The sequence below is a fragment of the Streptomyces sp. CY-1 genome, assembly GCF_047218265.1.
In the GTDB taxonomy this organism is placed as follows: Bacteria; Actinomycetota; Actinomycetes; order Streptomycetales; family Streptomycetaceae; genus Streptomyces; species Streptomyces niphimycinicus.
Map to the genome: position 1 here is coordinate 10729688 of NZ_CP178393.1, position 15762 is coordinate 10745449.

General features: G+C 70.6%; 10 protein-coding genes. 7 read left to right on the forward strand and 3 right to left on the reverse strand.

The window, feature by feature from the left end; translation table 11 throughout:
- Positions 1–54 precede the first annotated feature (54 nt).
- The 3 genes from ACK1X7_RS45240 to ACK1X7_RS45250 all read right to left on the reverse strand — a co-directional run bounded on the left by ACK1X7_RS45240 (position 55) and on the right by ACK1X7_RS45250 (position 3749).
- Complete coding sequence (locus ACK1X7_RS45240; protein WP_216343740.1) at positions 55–285, reverse strand: hypothetical protein; 231 nt, start codon at positions 283–285, stop codon at positions 55–57.
- Positions 286–472: 187 nt separating this feature from the next.
- On the reverse strand, positions 473–2485 hold the full coding sequence (locus ACK1X7_RS45245) for a glycoside hydrolase family 127 protein (protein ID WP_390795614.1): 2013 nt from the start codon (positions 2483–2485) through the stop codon (positions 473–475).
- Between the two features lie 178 nt (positions 2486–2663).
- Entirely contained in the window at positions 2664–3749 is a 1086-nt protein-coding gene (locus ACK1X7_RS45250) for a MerR family transcriptional regulator (protein WP_390795613.1), read from the reverse strand.
- Positions 3750–4028: 279 nt separating this feature from the next.
- Between ACK1X7_RS45250 and ACK1X7_RS45255 the strand changes: the two genes are divergently transcribed.
- The 7 genes from ACK1X7_RS45255 (at position 4029) to ACK1X7_RS45285 (ending at position 15754) form a co-directional block, all read left to right on the forward strand.
- On the forward strand, positions 4029–5060 hold the full coding sequence (locus ACK1X7_RS45255) for a hypothetical protein (RefSeq protein ID WP_385149385.1): 1032 nt from the start codon (positions 4029–4031) through the stop codon (positions 5058–5060).
- A 289-nt stretch (positions 5061–5349) separates the two neighbouring features.
- The gene (locus ACK1X7_RS45260) at positions 5350–7236 is read left to right on the forward strand and encodes a family 43 glycosylhydrolase (RefSeq protein ID WP_413116673.1); all 1887 of its coding nucleotides are present in this window, start codon (positions 5350–5352) and stop codon (positions 7234–7236) included.
- A gap of 122 nt (positions 7237–7358) precedes the next feature.
- Positions 7359–9896 (forward strand): beta-L-arabinofuranosidase domain-containing protein, encoded by a 2538-nt coding sequence (locus ACK1X7_RS45265; protein ID WP_413116674.1) that lies wholly within the window; start codon positions 7359–7361, stop codon positions 9894–9896.
- Positions 9897–9969: 73 nt separating this feature from the next.
- Positions 9970–10977, forward strand: a complete 1008-nt coding sequence (locus tag ACK1X7_RS45270) for an aldo/keto reductase (RefSeq protein ID WP_385146125.1) — start codon at positions 9970–9972, stop codon at positions 10975–10977.
- A 105-nt stretch (positions 10978–11082) separates the two neighbouring features.
- Positions 11083–12162, forward strand: coding sequence for a CobW family GTP-binding protein (locus ACK1X7_RS45275; protein ID WP_385146127.1), 1080 nt, complete (start codon positions 11083–11085; stop codon positions 12160–12162).
- Between the two features lie 96 nt (positions 12163–12258).
- On the forward strand, positions 12259–13713 hold the full coding sequence (locus tag ACK1X7_RS45280; protein WP_390792216.1) for an FG-GAP-like repeat-containing protein: 1455 nt from the start codon (positions 12259–12261) through the stop codon (positions 13711–13713).
- A gap of 94 nt (positions 13714–13807) precedes the next feature.
- The gene (locus tag ACK1X7_RS45285; protein ID WP_385154558.1) at positions 13808–15754 is read left to right on the forward strand and encodes a cellulase family glycosylhydrolase; all 1947 of its coding nucleotides are present in this window, start codon (positions 13808–13810) and stop codon (positions 15752–15754) included.
- Positions 15755–15762 lie beyond the last annotated feature (8 nt).

Below are 15762 nucleotides of genomic sequence, written 5' to 3' on the forward strand. Positions count from 1 at the left end.
TACGCCGCGGTGTCTTTACGCGCGCAATTGCGACCGGATAACGGAGAGGCGAGGTCAGCGCCGCCGGCGCCGCTTGCGGCGCTTGCTCCAGAACCAGCCGGCCGGCGGCTCGTCCGCCCGCCAGGGCTGGGGCTCGGGCGCGCCGCGCCGCCACCGCGCGGTCAGCATCCGGGTGCGCGCGGCGGGCTCGGCGACCTCGGCGCCCCGTATGAAGTCCTCGTCGAGGGTGACGTCGTCCCAGCCGTCGGCGTCGTCGTCCCCGCGGGGTGTGGATCCGGTGCTCAAGGGGCACCTCCCGTTGCAATGGTGCCGCTCGGGCACAAGAGCGTGTTCCTCGAGCGATGAACGCATGGGGTGTCCGCCGAGTTCCGGTGGACACCGCGCGGGACGTGCCGGGGTCAGGTGAAGATCAGCCGGTCAGGGCGTGAATAGAAGACCAGCAGGTCAGGGGCCTGGGCCTGTTCCGCAAAGGTCAGCCGCTCAGGGCCCGGAGCGGGGTCCACACCCGCATCGCGCCGGGCTCGCGGTTCGCCCACGCGTAGTACGGGATCGCGGTCACCGGCACCGGCTCGGGGACTTCCGAGCCACCCGCGTCCCCGCCCGGGCCAGCGTCCCCGCCGGGGCGCGCGCCGCCGCCCGAGCCCGCGCCGCCGTCGCGGTACGGCCACCACCCGTCGCGTGCGACGGCATGGCGCAGCGCCAGGGAGGTGAGCACGGTCACCCCGCCCAGCAGCTCCGGCCGGTGCTCCGCGCCCAGCGTGGCATCCGGGTCGAGGACGATGTCGTCCAGCCGCAGCCCGGCGGGCTGATCGGGCTGCTCCAGGCAGTACACCAGCGGGCCGCGCTCGATCGCGGCACAGCCGCGCACCCCGTCGGCCCGCGGATCGGGCCGGGTGAGCCGGGGGTCCATGGGCAGGCTCAGCACGACCGTCTCGCCGGGCCGCCAGCGGCGCCGCAGCCGCAGCCAGCCGTTCTCGGCCCGCTCGGCCACCGGCTCCCCGCCGACCGTCGCCTCGTACGCCGTCGCCCAGTGCGGTACGCGCAGCGACAGCGTCCAGTCCGTGTCCTGCGGGGCCGCGTCCACGACCACCGCGATCCGCCCCTCCCAGGGGTAGCCGGTCCCCACCCGCACCGCCCCGCCGCCGGCCTCGTACGAGCCGGACGCGTACTGGTGCAGTTGCAGCCCCTGGGCGTCGCCGCTCGCCATGTAGTGCGGCAGCGAGGCCAGCAGCCGCATCACATTGGGCGGGCAGCAGGCACACCGGAACCACGGCGTCCGGTGGGCGCTCCGGTCACCGGTGGCGGCCTTACGGCTCTCATCGTCCTGGCGGACCTGGAGCGGATTCACATAGAGCCAGCGCTCACCGTCGATCGACACCCCCGAGGCGAAGCCGTTGAACAGGGTCCGTTCCACCAGATCGCTGTAGCGGGCCTCCCCGGTCAGCAGCGCCATCCGCCATCCGAAGTGGATGGCGGCGATGGCCGCGCAGGTCTCCGCGTACGCCCGGTCCGGCGGCAGCTCGTACGCGTCCCCGAAGGACTCCAGCTCGTGCCGGGACCCCACCCCGCCCGTCAGATAGGTCTTCGTCGTGACCATGTCCTCCCACAGCCGCACCAGCGCGTCCCGCAGCCCCGCGTCGCCGGTCTCCGCCGCCACATCCGCGGCCCCGGCCAGGAGATAGAGCTGGCGCACCGCATGCCCGGCGACCGCCGTCGCCGCCCGCACCGGGATGTGGTCCTGCCAGTAGGGCGCCCCGGGCCGGGGGCCGGGCGAGCCGTCCGCCGGGCCGTCGCCGAGGCTGCCGTGCCCGCGCCGGTCCACGAAGTACCCGGCCAGCTCGAGATAGCGCCGCTCACCGGTCTCCCGGTACAGCTCGACCAGCGCCGTCTCTATCTCCGGATGTCCGCACACCGTCTCGTTCCTGCCGGGTCCGAACGTGGCGTCGACGAGATCGGCGCACCGCACCGCCACATCGAGCAGCCCGTCCGCGCCGGTGGCCCGGTGGTGCGCGACCGCGGCCTGGAGGAGGTGGCCCGCACAGTACAGCTCGTGCCCCCAGTGCGGTTCCGCCCACCGCCGGGCGTCCGGCCCGAGCTGGTAGTACGTCTGTAGATAGCCGTCCTCGGCCTGCGCGGCCGCGACCAGCCCGGCCAGCCGCTCCACCTGCCGGGACAGCTCCTCCTCGGCCGGTCCCTCGCCGCCGTCCGCCAGTTGCCAGGACGCCGCCTCGAGCCACTTGTGCACATCGGAGTCCTGGAACGGGAAGTCGCCCCGGAAGCCGGACTCCGCCGGCGACGTCCCCGCGACGGCCCGCAGATTGGCGAGATTGCCCGCCCGCTCCAGCCGGTCCGGCCCCTGGGGAACGCTCACTTCGGCGTTGACACGGCGTCTGGCGGCCCAGAAGCCTCCGGTGATCCGCGCCGCGGTGGCCGGGCGGAGCGCGGTGTGCGCTCCCCGGGAGAGCCGGATCGGACCTGCGGACATGCCCTGCCCCTTACGCCGCGCCGCCGGCCATGGCTGTCTCCCGGTCGGCAGGAGTGGAAAGCGATTTCCGCCGCGAGCATAAGGAGGCGTTCTTGCGGCCGACAAGCTTTTGCACACACCATTCATCAACGTTCAACAAGCGGTCACGGTGGGTGGGCGATCGGTCAGCGGCGGCGGCTTACGCCGAGGTCAGTGCCCTCCGCTCGGCCACATGGGCCACCACACAGGTGACGTTGTCGGGCCCGCCCGCGCGGTTGGCGAGGGCGACCAACTGCCGTACGGCCGTGCCCGGATCGTCCTCCGAGGCGAGCACCCGCCGGATCTCCCCGGCGGGCACGACCCCCGTCAGCCCGTCCGAGCACAGCAGATAGCGGTCCTGGGCGCGGGCGTCCCGCAGGGCGAAGTCCGGCTCGAACGCCGAACCGCCGCCCACGGCGCGCAGCAGCAGCGCCCGCTGGGGGTGCGAGGCGGCCTCCTCGGGCGTGATCCGACCCTCGTCGATCAGCGACTGGACCACGGTGTGGTCATGGGTGATCTGGAACAGCTCACCCTCGCGCAGCAGATAGGCGCGCGAGTCGCCGATATGGACCAGCCCCAGCCGGGAGCCCGACCACACCATCGCGGTGAGCGTCGTGCCGACATCCCGCAGCGCGGGGTCGGACGCGGCGAGCGCGGAGACCGACTCCCGGGCCCGGTGCGCCGCTTCCTCCAGGGCGCTCAGCAACTCCCCGCCCGGGACGCCCGCGTCCAGCGGTTTGAGCGCCTCGATCGCCGCCTCGCCGGCGTGCCGTCCGCCCCCGAATCCATCGGCCACGGCCAGCAGGCGCGGACCGGCGTACCCGGCGTCGTCATTGCTCTCCCGGACCGAGCCGGTGTCGGAGAGCACGGCGTAGCGGATCCCCAGGGTGGTGTGGTCGGACGTCATCGTGGTGTCCCTCCCGGACAGATGGTCGACGAGGAAGGCGGCCAGGTCCCTTCTGGCCGCGGTGTCGGCCTCGACCCGGGCCCAGTACGCGCGCACCTCCCGCGCCGCCGCCTCCGGGTCCAGCTCGCACACCATCCGGATCTCGGCGAGCGGCATGCCGAGCCGCCTCAGCCACGCCACCAGACGGGCCCGCTCGAGCTGCGCCGGATCGTAGCGGCGGTAGCCGGAGTGCGGATCGACGCGGGCGGGTGGCAGCAGCCCGAGCTCGTCGTACAGGCGCAGCGCCTTGGGGGACAGCCGCGACGCCCTCGCGAACGCACCGATGGTCAGCAGCCCCATGTTCGCCCTCCTCGCCGCCGGGCACCTCGCCCGGCGACCACCATGCTCGGGCTTCCCCTTCGGGGAAGGTCAACGGCGGGTCCACGATCAGCATCTCTCCTTTCGCGTGACGAATCTCCTCAGCAAGCGAGCGTATTTAATCTGACATCAGTCCCTCATAATAATGAATCGGTCATATCCATACATCTTCCCTTCTTCGGGTATCCGCCATGCTTTCCCCGGGAATTGACGGTGTATCCGTGCAGTCTCGTGGCTTCACGAGAAGAGGGAGGTCCTCTCATGACCGTTTCCACCACCCCCGGCACCGTCTGGGGCACCTGGATCAACCTTCAGGGCGGCATCCACTCCGAGCCCGCCCCGGTCGCGTTCGCCGACGACCGGGTGCAGGTCTTCATCCGGGGCGGGTCCAACGTCCTGTGGAGCAGGGTGGAGGCCCGGGACGGCAGTTGGGGTCCCTGGCAGCAATACCCGGGCCTGTCCGTCGACGGCATTCCCGCGCCGATCCGGGGCAAGGACGGCAAGGTCCGGGTCTTCTACCGCACCCCGGGCAACAATCTGGAGGTCATCACCCAGACCTCCATCAACTCCGGGTACGGACCACCCCAGGTCCTGGCCACCGGCATCGGGGACGATCCGGCCGCGGCGCTCGGCGCCGACGGCCGCATCTATGTGTTCTTCCCCGGCGCCGACGACGCCCTGTGGTACCTGCGCAACCAGGACCTCCAGTACGAGACCTACACCGCCGCCACATCGCTGGGCGGTGCCATCTTCGCCACGCCTTCGCCCATCCTCGACGGGGGAGGGCGGATCGTGGTGGCGGTCAAGGGCACGGGCGAGACCCTGTACACCATCCAGCAGCAGACCGAGAACGCCACCGTCTGGGGGCCCTTCACCCTCGACGCCTCCAACGTGACCAGCCGCCCCTCGGTGTGCCTCGACGCGGCCGGCCGGGTGCAGATCTTCTACCGGGGTTCCGACGGGACCGTCCGGCGCGTCGGCCAGAGCGACGACTACGCCACATTCGGCGCCCCCGTGAGCCTCGGCGCCCAGATCGTCTGGCGGCCCACCTGCGCCCTCGCCCAGGACGGCCGGGTCAACGTGTTCATCAAGGCCACCGACAACGCCCTGTGGGTCGCCGTGCAGACCACGGAGAACGGCACGGCCTACAGCGGCTTCCAGTCCCTCGGCGGGGTCATCGGCTCCGCGGGCATCGGCGTCCCCATCCTCAACGAGGAGAATCTGCTCTATGTCTTCATCCAGGGCAGCGGAACCGCCAGGGACCTCTGGCTCCAGCGCCAGACCTTCGTCTGACCCGCCCCCTCACCACACCGCCCCATCGCGCGTCTTCCAGGGCTCCACGGTTTTCGAAACTTTCGCACCCTCTCCAGGGGCTGCCGGAAGTCATCAGAACCCTTAATCTCCGAACAAATTCGATCACTTCGGATCGCAGGAGCCCTCTGATGCCCCCGCATGCCACCCGACCCCGGAGAGCGCCGGCAGCGCTGCTCGCGCTGCCGGCCGCCCTCGCTCTCGTGGTTCCCCTCACCGCGAGCGGCACCCGCTTCAACGGCTTCTGCTCTCCAGAGCAGGAGAGAACCGCATGAGCCGCAGCGCAGAACACCGGCCCAGCCGCAGGCATGTGGTGATGGGCGCCCTCGCCCTGGGGGCCGCCGCCGGAGCACCCGGTATCGCGCAGGCCGCCACCCCCACCGCGTCGCGGGCCGCCACCAGGGCCGCCTCGTACGCCAATCCGCTGGTGCCCCGCCGCGCCGATCCGCATATCGTCAAGCACACCGACGGCTACTACTACTTCACCGCCACCGTCCCCGAGTACGACCGCATCGTCCTGCGGCGCTCCAGGACCATCGGCGGCCTGGCCACCGCCGCCGAGTCGGTGATCTGGAAGAAGCACACCAGCGGCGACATGGGCGCCCACATATGGGCCCCGGAAATCCACTTCATCGACGGCAAGTGGTACATCTACTTCGCCTCCGCGCCGGCGAACGACGTCTGGAAGATCCGGATGTGGGTGCTGGAGAACGCGAGCGCCGACCCCCTGGCCGGGACCTGGACCGAGAAGGGCCGCATCGCCACGCCCATCGACTCCTTCTCCCTGGATGCCTCCACCTTCATCCACCAGGGCACGCGTTATCTCGTCTGGGCGCAGAGCAACCCGGACGTCGGAAACAACTCGAGCATCTACCTGGCCCGGATGGCGAACCCGTGGACCATCACCGGGCGCCAGGTGGAGATCTCCCGGCCGACGTACGACTGGGAGACCCGTGGCTTCAAGGTCAACGAGGGCCCCTCGGTCCTTCAGCGGAACGGCCACCTCTTCCTCGCCTACTCCGCCAGCGCCACCGACGCCAACTACTGCATGGGGCTGCTGACCGCCTCCGCCGGCAGCGACCTGCTCGCCGCCGCCTCCTGGAAGAAGAGCCCGCGGCCGGTCTTCACCAGCAATGACACCACCAAGCAGTACGGGCCCGGCCACAACTCCTTCACCGTCGCCGAGGATGGCCGCACCGACCTCCTCGTCTACCACGCCCGCCAGTACAAGGACATCACCGGCGACCCGCTGAACGACCCCAACCGGCACACCCGCGTCCAGGCCCTCGGCTGGAAGGCCGACGGCACCCCGGACTTCGGTGTGCCCGTGGCCGACGCACCGGCGCGCGACACCACGGCCGCCACCCGCTACACCATGACGGCGTTCACCAACAGCAGCGAGTCGAACATGTACGTCTACCAGTCGTCCGACGCGACCACGTACACGCTGCTCAAGGGACCCGCCTACACCCCGCCGTCCGGGCTCATCCGCGACCCCAGCGTCATCAAGCACACCGACGGCTACTACTACATCGTCTACACGACGAACTGGACCGGGAACACCATCGGTTTCGCGCGCAGCCGTGACCGCCTCACCTGGACCTTCGTCCGCGATCACACCCTGCCGGTGTCCGGTCTCGAGCGCACCTGGGCGCCGGAGTTCTTCGTCGACGACGGCGGCAGCGTCAACATCATCGTCTCGCTGGACACCGCCTCCACACCCGCTTCCATCTTCCGGCCGCATCTGCTCACCGCCACCGACGCGTCGCTGTCGTCATGGACCACCCCCACGCCGCTGCGGGGTCTGGACGCGTCCAACTACATCGACACCTTCGTCGTCCGCCACGCCGGGCAGTATCACGCCTTCACCAAGCAGGAGACGACCAAGTACATCGAGCACGCGACCGCGAACAGCCTCGGCGGGCCGTACACCTTCCGCGGCACCGGCGACTGGGCGGGCTGGGGAAGCCGGCGCGAGGGACCGGCACTGGCGCGCCTGGACAACGGCGGCTGGCGGATCTACTTCGACGGCTACACCGAGCAGAAGTACTACTACAGCGACAGCCTCGACGGCTTCCGGACCTGGACGCCGATCCGGGAGCTGCCCGGGCTCACCGGATTCGCCCGCCACTTCACCGTCCTGAAGGAGACCGTGTGACCGCAACCGCACCCGTACCGCCGGTGCCTGGGAGCTGTTGACTTCCCTGGGAGGGCCGGTACCTTCACCATGCACATGATGTCGGACATTGTTCGTAATTTCGAACCTCGGTGAGGGCAGTCATGAGCGAACCAGTCGACAGACGGCACTTCATCACCACGACCGCCACCGGGGCCGCGGCCGTGGCGCTCACCGTCGCGGCTGGGGGAACCGCCGCGGCGGCGCCCCCGGGCGAGACCCACGGCAAGCCCAAGGCGCTGACCGGCGTCCAGCCCTTTCCGCTCACCGCCGTGACCCTGCTCCCCGGCGCCTTCAAGGACAACCAGTCCCGCAACACCGCCTATCTGCGCTTCGTGGACATCGACCGGCTGCTGCACACCTTCCGCCTCAACGTCGGCCTGCCCAGCGGCGCCCAGCCCTGCGGCGGCTGGGAGAGCCCCACCACGGAGCTGCGCGGCCACAGCACCGGCCACCTCCTGTCCGGACTGGCGCTCACGTACGCGGCCACCGGTGACACCGCGCTGCGCGACAAGGGCCGCGCACTGGTCTCGGCGCTCGCCGCCTGCCAGGCCGGATCCCCGGCCGCCGGCTACGGCCAGGGCTATCTCTCGGCGTTCCCCGAGAGCTTCTTCGACCGGCTGGAGGCCGGCACCGGGGTGTGGGCCCCGTACTACACCATTCACAAGATCATGGCCGGGCTTGTCGACCAGTACCGGCTCGCGGGCGACGCCGAGGCCCTTCAGACCGTGCTGCGCCAGGCCGCCTGGGTCGACACCCGCACCGGGAAGCTGAGCTACGACCAGATGCAGCGGGTGCTTCAGACCGAGTTCGGCGGCATGAACGACGTCCTCGCCGATCTGCACGAGATCACCGGCGACAGCCGCTGGCTGAAGGTCGCCGAGCGCTTCACCCACGCCCGCGTCTTCGACCCGCTCGCCCGGAACGAGGACCGGCTCGCCGGGCTGCACGCCAATACCCAGATCCCCAAGATGGTCGGCGCCATGCGGCTGTGGGAGGAGGGGCTCGACAGCCGCTACCGCACCATCGGCGAGAACTTCTGGAAGATCGTCACCGATCACCACACCTATGTCATCGGCGGGAACAGCAACGGGGAGGCGTTCCACGAGCCCGACGCCATCGCCGCCCAGCTCTCCGACAACGCCTGCGAGAACTGCAACAGCTACAACATGCTCAAGCTCACCCGGCTGATCCACTTCCACGCGCCGGAGCGCACGGATCTGCTCGACTACTACGAGCGCACCCTGCTCAACCAGATGCTGGGCGAGCAGGACCCGGACTCGGCCCATGGTTTCAACATCTACTACACCGGTCTCGCCCCCGGCTCCTTCAAACAGCAGCCGTCCTTCATGGGCACCGACCCGAATCAGTACTCCACCGACTACGACAACTTCTCCTGCGACCACGGCAGCGGCATGGAGACCCAGGCCAAGTTCGCCGACACCATCTACACCCACGCCGACCGCAGCCTGCTGGTGAACCTCTTCATCCCCGCCGAACTGCGCTGGCAGGACAAGGGCATCACCTGGCGCCAGACCACCGGCTTCCCCGACCAGCAGACCACCACCCTCGGCGTCGTCTCCGGTGGCGCCTCCCTCGAACTGCGCGTCCGCATCCCCTCCTGGACGGCGGGAGCCCGCGCCACGCTCAATGGCACCCCCCTCGCCGACCGGCCGGCCCCCGGCAGTTGGCTGGTCATCGACCGCCGGTGGAAGACCGGCGACCGGGTCGAGGTGACCCTGCCGATGAAGCTGACGTTCGACCCCACCCCCGACGACCCCGATGTCCAGGCCGTGCTCTACGGGCCCGTCGTGCTCGCCGGGGCGTACGGCGGCCGCACCGGAATGACCATGCCGCGCCTGGACAAGGGATCCGTGGCCCAGAACGCCACCAGCCCCATGCGGTTCAGCGCCACGGCCAGTGGCGAGAGCGTGACCCTGCTGCCGGTCGCCCGCGTCCACCACCAGCACTACAACGTGTACTGGCTGACCGGGCAGCCGCCCACCCCGCCGCCCGCCTTCGCCGCCTGGCACCGCTTCGACGAGACCTCCGGCACCACCGCAGCCGACGCCACCGGTCGCGGCAGGACCGCCCGGCTCACCGGGGGCGCCTCCTGGACGGCGGGCAGGACCGGCGGCGCGGTCGCCCTGAACGGCACCGACGGCCATGTCGTCCTCGCCGACGACCTCCTGGCCGGCGCCCGGGCGTACACCCTGGCCACCTGGGTCCGGCTGGACGGCACTCCCGCCGCCTGGACCCGGATCTTCGACATCGGCACCGGGGTGACCGCCAATATGTTCCTCACCCCCGTCGCCGACTCCGGGAAGCTGCGCTTCGCCATCACGGCGGGCGGTGGCGGAGCCGAGCAGCGCATCGAGGCCGCCCCGCTGCCCACCGGCCAGTGGGTGCATGTCGCCGTCGCCTACGGCAGCGGCACCGCCGTCCTCTACGTGGGCGGGCGCGAGGCGGGACGCAACACCGCCGTCACCGTCGAGCCCGTCCACTTCGGCAACCACATCCGCGCCGGCTACCTCGGCAAGTCGCAGTACCCGGACCCGTACCTGAAGGCCGCGTTCGACGACTTCCGCGTGTACGGCAGAACACTCAGCGGGAATGAGGTCGCCACTTTGGCCCAAAGCTGACAAGCTCAGGCGTGCGGGCCGTCCCCACGGCCCGCACGCTCCCAACCGCACCGTACGGACAAGGACGACGCGCATGGTCCACCTCGCCGCCGAGAATCGCTACGACTCCATGCAGTACCAGCGCTGCGGACGCAGTGGTGTGCAGCTCCCCAAGGTCTCGCTCGGCCTGTGGCACAACTTCGGCGACACCCACCCCCTGGAGACCCAGCGCGCTGTGCTGCGCCGCGCCTTCGACCTCGGTGTCACCCATATCGATCTGGCCAACAACTACGGTCCGCCGCCCGGCAGCGCCGAGACCAACTTCGGCTCGATCTTCGCCCAGGACTTCCGCCCCTATCGCGATGAGCTGTTCATCGCCAGCAAGGCCGGATACCTCATGTGGCCGGGGCCGTACGGCGAGTGGGGCTCGCGCAAGTACGTCCTGGCCAGCCTCGACCAGTCGCTGTCCCGGATGGGGCTGGACTACGTCGATGTCTTCTACTCCCACCGCTTCGACCCGGACACCCCGCTCGAGGAGACGATGGGCGCCCTCGACAGCGCGGTGCGCCAGGGCAAGGCGCTCTACGCGGGCCTGTCCAACTACCCGCCGGAGGCGATCGCCGAGGCCGCCGCGATCCTGAAGGACCTGCGCACCCCGTACCTGATCAACCAGCATCCGTACTCGATCCTCCAGCGCGGGGTCGAGGGCGGGGTGCTCCAGGCGTCCGCCGAGGCGGGCGTCGGGGTCATCGCCTTCTCGCCGCTGGCGCAGGGACAGCTCACCGACCGGTACCTCCATGGGGTGCCGGCCGATTCGCGGATGGCGCTCGGCCACTTCCTCAAGCGCGAGACGCTCACCGAGGAGCGGCTGTCCCTGCTGCACGCCCTCAACAAGCTGGCGGAGGGGCGCGGCCAGACCCTCGCCCAGCTTGCGCTCGCCTGGGTGCTGCGCGACCCCCGGGTGGTCTCGGTGCTGATCGGCGCGAGCAGCGTCGCGCAGTTGGAGCAGAACGTCTCGGTGCTGGACTCGCCCGCCTTCAGCGAGGCCGAGCTGGCCGAGATCGACCGCCTCTCGGCCGAGGCGGGCATCGAGATTCCCTGACGGGGTTCGCTGACGGTCCGCGGGCCGGGGATCGGCCCGGCCCGCGGCCGGATAGCATGAGCGGTCACCCGAGACCGCCACGAACCGCCGCACGGAGACGCAACCTTGGCCACACAACGGATTCCGGTCATTCTCGTCACGGGTTTTCTGGGCTCCGGGAAAACGACGATGCTCAACCATCTGATGCGGGACAGCGCGGACACCCGCATCGGCGTCATCGTCAATGACTTCGGATCGATCAACATCGACGCCATGGCCGTCGCCGGACAGGTCGATTCGATGATCCCGATCGAGAACGGCTGTCTGTGCTGCGCGGCGGACGCCTCCGAGATGGACGAGATGCTCGACCGGCTCACCGATCCGGAGCTGCGCATCGATGTGGTGGTGATCGAGGCCAGCGGCCTCGCCGAACCGCAGAGCATGATCCGTACGCTGCTGTCCAGCACCAATGAGCGGATCGTCTACGGCGGCCTGGTGGAGGTCGTGGACGCCGCGGAGTTCCCGGACACCCGCGTCCGCCATCCCGAGCTGGACCGCCATGTCCGCGCCGCGGACCTCATCGTGCTCAACAAGACCGACCGCGTCGCCGAGGACGAGCGGCGGGATCTGGTGGAGACCCTCCAGGAGATCGCCCCCGGTGCCCCGGTCCTGGCCGCCGCACATGGGCGCGTCGACCCCGCGCTCCTCTTCGACCACCGGCCCCGGGAGACCGCCGAGGAGGGCTTCCGACAGCTCTCGTTCGCCGATGTGTGGGGCGACGACGTACCTGCCGAGGACGGGTGCGGCCAGGACGCGTGCGGTGACGGCCATGACCACGGTCACCACCTCCACGCCGCCTACGAGAGCATGGAATTCACCGCGGCCGAGCCGCTCCATCCGCGCCGGCTGATGGCCTTCCTCGACAGCCTTCCGGCGGGCCTCTACCGCGCCAAGGGGTTCCTCCACTTCGCGGGCGCGGGCCGGGAGCGGAAGTTCGCGCTGCACGCGGTCGGCTCGTATCTCCGCTTCCAGCCGTCGCCCTGGGAGCGCGATGAGCCCCGCACCACCCAGTTGGTGATGATCGGCACCGGGATCGACGCCGGCACCCTCACCAAGCGGCTGACCGAGTGCGTGGCGGCGCCCGCGGAAGAGGTCGACGACACGCACATGATGGGCGTGCTCCGCTACGTGGACGAGGCGGACTAGGGAAATCCCTGGGAACGGCGGTGCAACCCTGAGGCGACGTCACGGGTCCAGGTGGGTGTACATGAGGTAAACGCTCATCAACGAGCAGGAGGATCTGTGCGCTCCCGTTCCCTCACCACCGTCGTGCGCTGCGCGACAGTGGCGGCACTTGTGACCACCCCCGCTTTACTCGCCCTGCCCTCGGCGGGCGCCGCCGAGGCCCGCACCGCCGCGGCCGCCGCCCCCAAGGTCGACTTCAACAAGGACGGACGCGCCGACCTCGCCGTCTCCGCCCCCGCCGGCACAGTGGGCGGCAAGGCCAAGGCGGGCTATGTCGCCGTGGTCTACGGCTCCGCCTCCGGCGCGGACACCGCCCACCGCCAGGTCATCAGCCAGGCCACCGACGGCGTCCCCGGTGACCCCACCGCCTCGGCGTACTTCGGGGCCCATACGGTCGCCCGCGACCTGGACGGCGACGGCTACACCGATCTGGCGGTCCAGGCCGGTGACTCCCCGGCCATCACGGTCCTGTGGGGTTCGGCGAACGGCCTGACCGGTGGCACCGAGCTGCCCGCAGGCAACGGCGACCACTGGGGCTCCAGCGACATCGTGGGCGGTGACTTCAACGGCGACGGCAAGGCCGACCTGGTCGATGTGGTCACCGTCGACGAGGGCTCGGAGGACGAGAAGACCGGCCTGCGCGTCCGTCTCGGCCCGTTCACCCGCGACGGCAAGGAGGCGGGCAGCTCCTTCTCCGACACCGGCAGGTTCGACGGGCCGACCAGTCTGACCGCGGGCGACATCACCGGCGACGGCAAGGACGACCTCGTCTCCACCCACGCCTTCGAGGAGATGTCCCAGTCCAGCCTGTTCTTCAAGGGGGACGACAAGGGCCTGTCGCCGAAGGTCAAGGACCTCACCGACGCCGCCTCCGCGACCATCGGCGACGTCGACAACGACGGCCACGGCGATCTGGTGCTGCGCACGGTCCCGGGGAACGTCGTCGAGAACCTGCCGTACGACCACGGCACCCTGAAGGTCCTCTACGGCACCGCCTCGGGGCCGAGCACCACCCGCACCACCACCATCGACCAGAACACCGCGGGCGTCCCCGGCGTCAACGAGGACGGCGACCAGTTCGGCTACTCGCTCAGCTCCGGCGACGTCAACGGCGACGGCTACGCGGACATCTCCGTCGGCATCCCGTACGAGGCCCTGGAGGCCGGCCAGAAGGAAGCGGGCAGCGTCGTCCAGCTCTACGGCGGCCGGGGCGGGCTGTCCGGCACCGGAGCCCAGGCGTTCACCCAGGACACCGCCGGTGTCCCCGGTGCCGCCGAGGCGGGTGACCACTTCGGCATGGCGGTCCGGCTCGCCGACACCGACGGCGACGGCAAGGACGACCTGGCGGTGGGCGCCCCCGACGAGGACGGCGCCCAGTCCACCAGCGGTGCGGCATGGGTGCTGCGCGGCCAGTCCGGCGGCCTCACCACGAGCGGCGTCGTCTCCTTCGGGCCCGACTCCCTCGGGGCGCCGGAGGCCGGTGCGGCCCTGGGCGCGGGATTCCAGAAGTAACCGGATTCCGGCGGTAGCCGCATCACCACAGGGCCGAACTCCGCTCTGTGCACAACTAGTTGACGATCCCTCAGATCTACTGGACGGTAGGTCCATGCCGACTCAAAAGACGCGAGGGATACGGATCGGCCGCCCCCGACCGGGTCGCACCCGGTTGCTCGGGGTGGCCGCTGCGTTGCTGGCGGCGGCCGCGGCCCCGGGCACTCCGGCGGCCGCGGCCGAGGCGCCCTGGTTCGACGGCCGGGCGGCGGACCAGGTGACCGTGGACGGCACCCGGTTCGCCGACGGACACGGCCGCGAGGTCGTGCTGCGCGGCTTCAATGTGTCCGGCGAGACCAAACTGGAGGAGAACGGCGGGCTCCCCTTCGCCTCCACCGCCGACGCCAGGACATCCGCCGCCGCCATGCGGACCCTGACCGGGGCCAACGCGGTGCGCTTCCTGCTGTCCTGGGCCCACGCCGAGCCCGAGCCCGGCCAGGTGGACACCGGCTATCTGGAGAAGGCCACCGCGCAGATGAAGGCGTTCCTGGACGCCGGAATCCGGGTCTTCCCCGACTTCCACCAGGACCTGTACTCCGGCCGTCTCTTCGACAAGGACAGTTGGTACAGCGGCGACGGCGCGCCGAAATGGGTCATCGACGCGGGCGGATACCCCAAGGAGTCCTGCGGCATCTGCGTGCACTGGGGCCAGAACATCACCCAGAACCAGGCGGTCAAAGACGCCACCCGCGACTTCTGGCGCAACCGCGCCCTGACCACCGGCGCGGGCACCGTCCGCGTCCAGGACGCCTTCCTGGCCACCGCCGGGACGACCATGACCTACCTCGCCCGGCACCTCACCGACGACCAGTTCACCCGCGTCGTCGGCTTCGACCCGCTCAACGAGCCGTACGCGGGCGCGTACGACGACGGCCAGAACAGCCGCACCTGGGAGAAGAGCGTGCTGTGGCCCTTCTACGAGAAGTTCCGCGCCCGCATGGACGCCGCGGGCTGGCAGGACAAGCCCGCCTTCGTGGAGCCCAATATGTTCTGGAACTCCAACCTGGACTTCCAGCGCCAGGAGGGCGGACTCCTCGACGCCGGAAAGCCCGGCCCCGACTATGTCTTCAACACCCACTACTACGACCAGAAGGCCATCTCCGGGATCTTCATGCCCGGCAAGGCGGCAGACGGCCAGTACGCGGGCGACTTCGGCGCCCTGCGGGACCGCTCCACCGCCCTGGACCTTCCGGCCGTCATGAGCGAGTTCGGCCATCCGCTGACCGGCTTCACCTCCGACAAGGCCCCCACCGTCGTCAAGGGCATGTACCAGGCACTGGACTCCCGGCTCCCCGGCGCCACCTGGTGGACCCGGCCGGCCGCCTCCGGCGCCGTGCTCTCCTCCACCCAGTGGCAGTGGGACATCTACAGCGGCCGCCACCACGAGGCCATGAACGGCAACACCGGCAAGGTCCTCACCGAGGGCGACGCCTGGAACGGCGAGGACCTCTCGGCCGTGCGCCTCGACGACTCCGGCAACGCAGGGCTCCGCCAGGACGCCCGGCTGCTCGACCGGCTCTATCCGCGCGCCGTCGCGGGCCGCACCCTCGCCTTCACCTTCGAGGACCGCTCACGCGACGGCTCCACCACGCTCAGTTGGAACCGCATCCCCGGCAGCCTGCCGAACGTGGCCGGGCTGACCGGCTCCGGGCGCTACGGCATGCTGGTGTGGCGCTCCGACGGCGACACCGAGGCGCCCACCGAACTGCGGCTGCCCCGCGACTTCGACCCCGGCCGGACCACCGTCGTCTCCGATCTGGGCACCGTCACCGGGCCGCCCGCGTACACCGCACACGGCCACACCGCCGACCATCCCATCGCCACCGCCGCGGAGCCCGGCGGCACCGACACGCGCCGGCTGGTGCTCTCCGCCCCGGCCGACGCGGGCACCGGCACCGTGCACTACGCGCTGATCGCCGACGGCACCGCCGCCCCCTCGGCGGAGCTGCGCGCCGCCGCCCAGCGCGAACTTGACGCGTGGGCGGCGGACGCCGGTTTCTGAGCCTCTCG

Coding starts and splice junctions, on each gene's coding strand:
- ACK1X7_RS45245 (WP_390795614.1), bottom strand. CDS start 2,485: ATGTCCGCAGGTCCGATCCGGCTCTCCCGGGGAGCGCACACCGCGCTC.
- ACK1X7_RS45250 (WP_390795613.1), bottom strand. CDS start 3,749: ATGGGGCTGCTGACCATCGGTGCGTTCGCGAGGGCGTCGCGGCTGTCC.
- ACK1X7_RS45255 (WP_385149385.1), top strand. CDS start 4,029: ATGACCGTTTCCACCACCCCCGGCACCGTCTGGGGCACCTGGATCAAC.
- ACK1X7_RS45260 (WP_413116673.1), top strand. CDS start 5,350: ATGAGCCGCAGCGCAGAACACCGGCCCAGCCGCAGGCATGTGGTGATG.
- ACK1X7_RS45265 (WP_413116674.1), top strand. CDS start 7,359: ATGAGCGAACCAGTCGACAGACGGCACTTCATCACCACGACCGCCACC.
- ACK1X7_RS45270 (WP_385146125.1), top strand. CDS start 9,970: ATGGTCCACCTCGCCGCCGAGAATCGCTACGACTCCATGCAGTACCAG.
- ACK1X7_RS45285 (WP_385154558.1), top strand. CDS start 13,808: ATGCCGACTCAAAAGACGCGAGGGATACGGATCGGCCGCCCCCGACCG.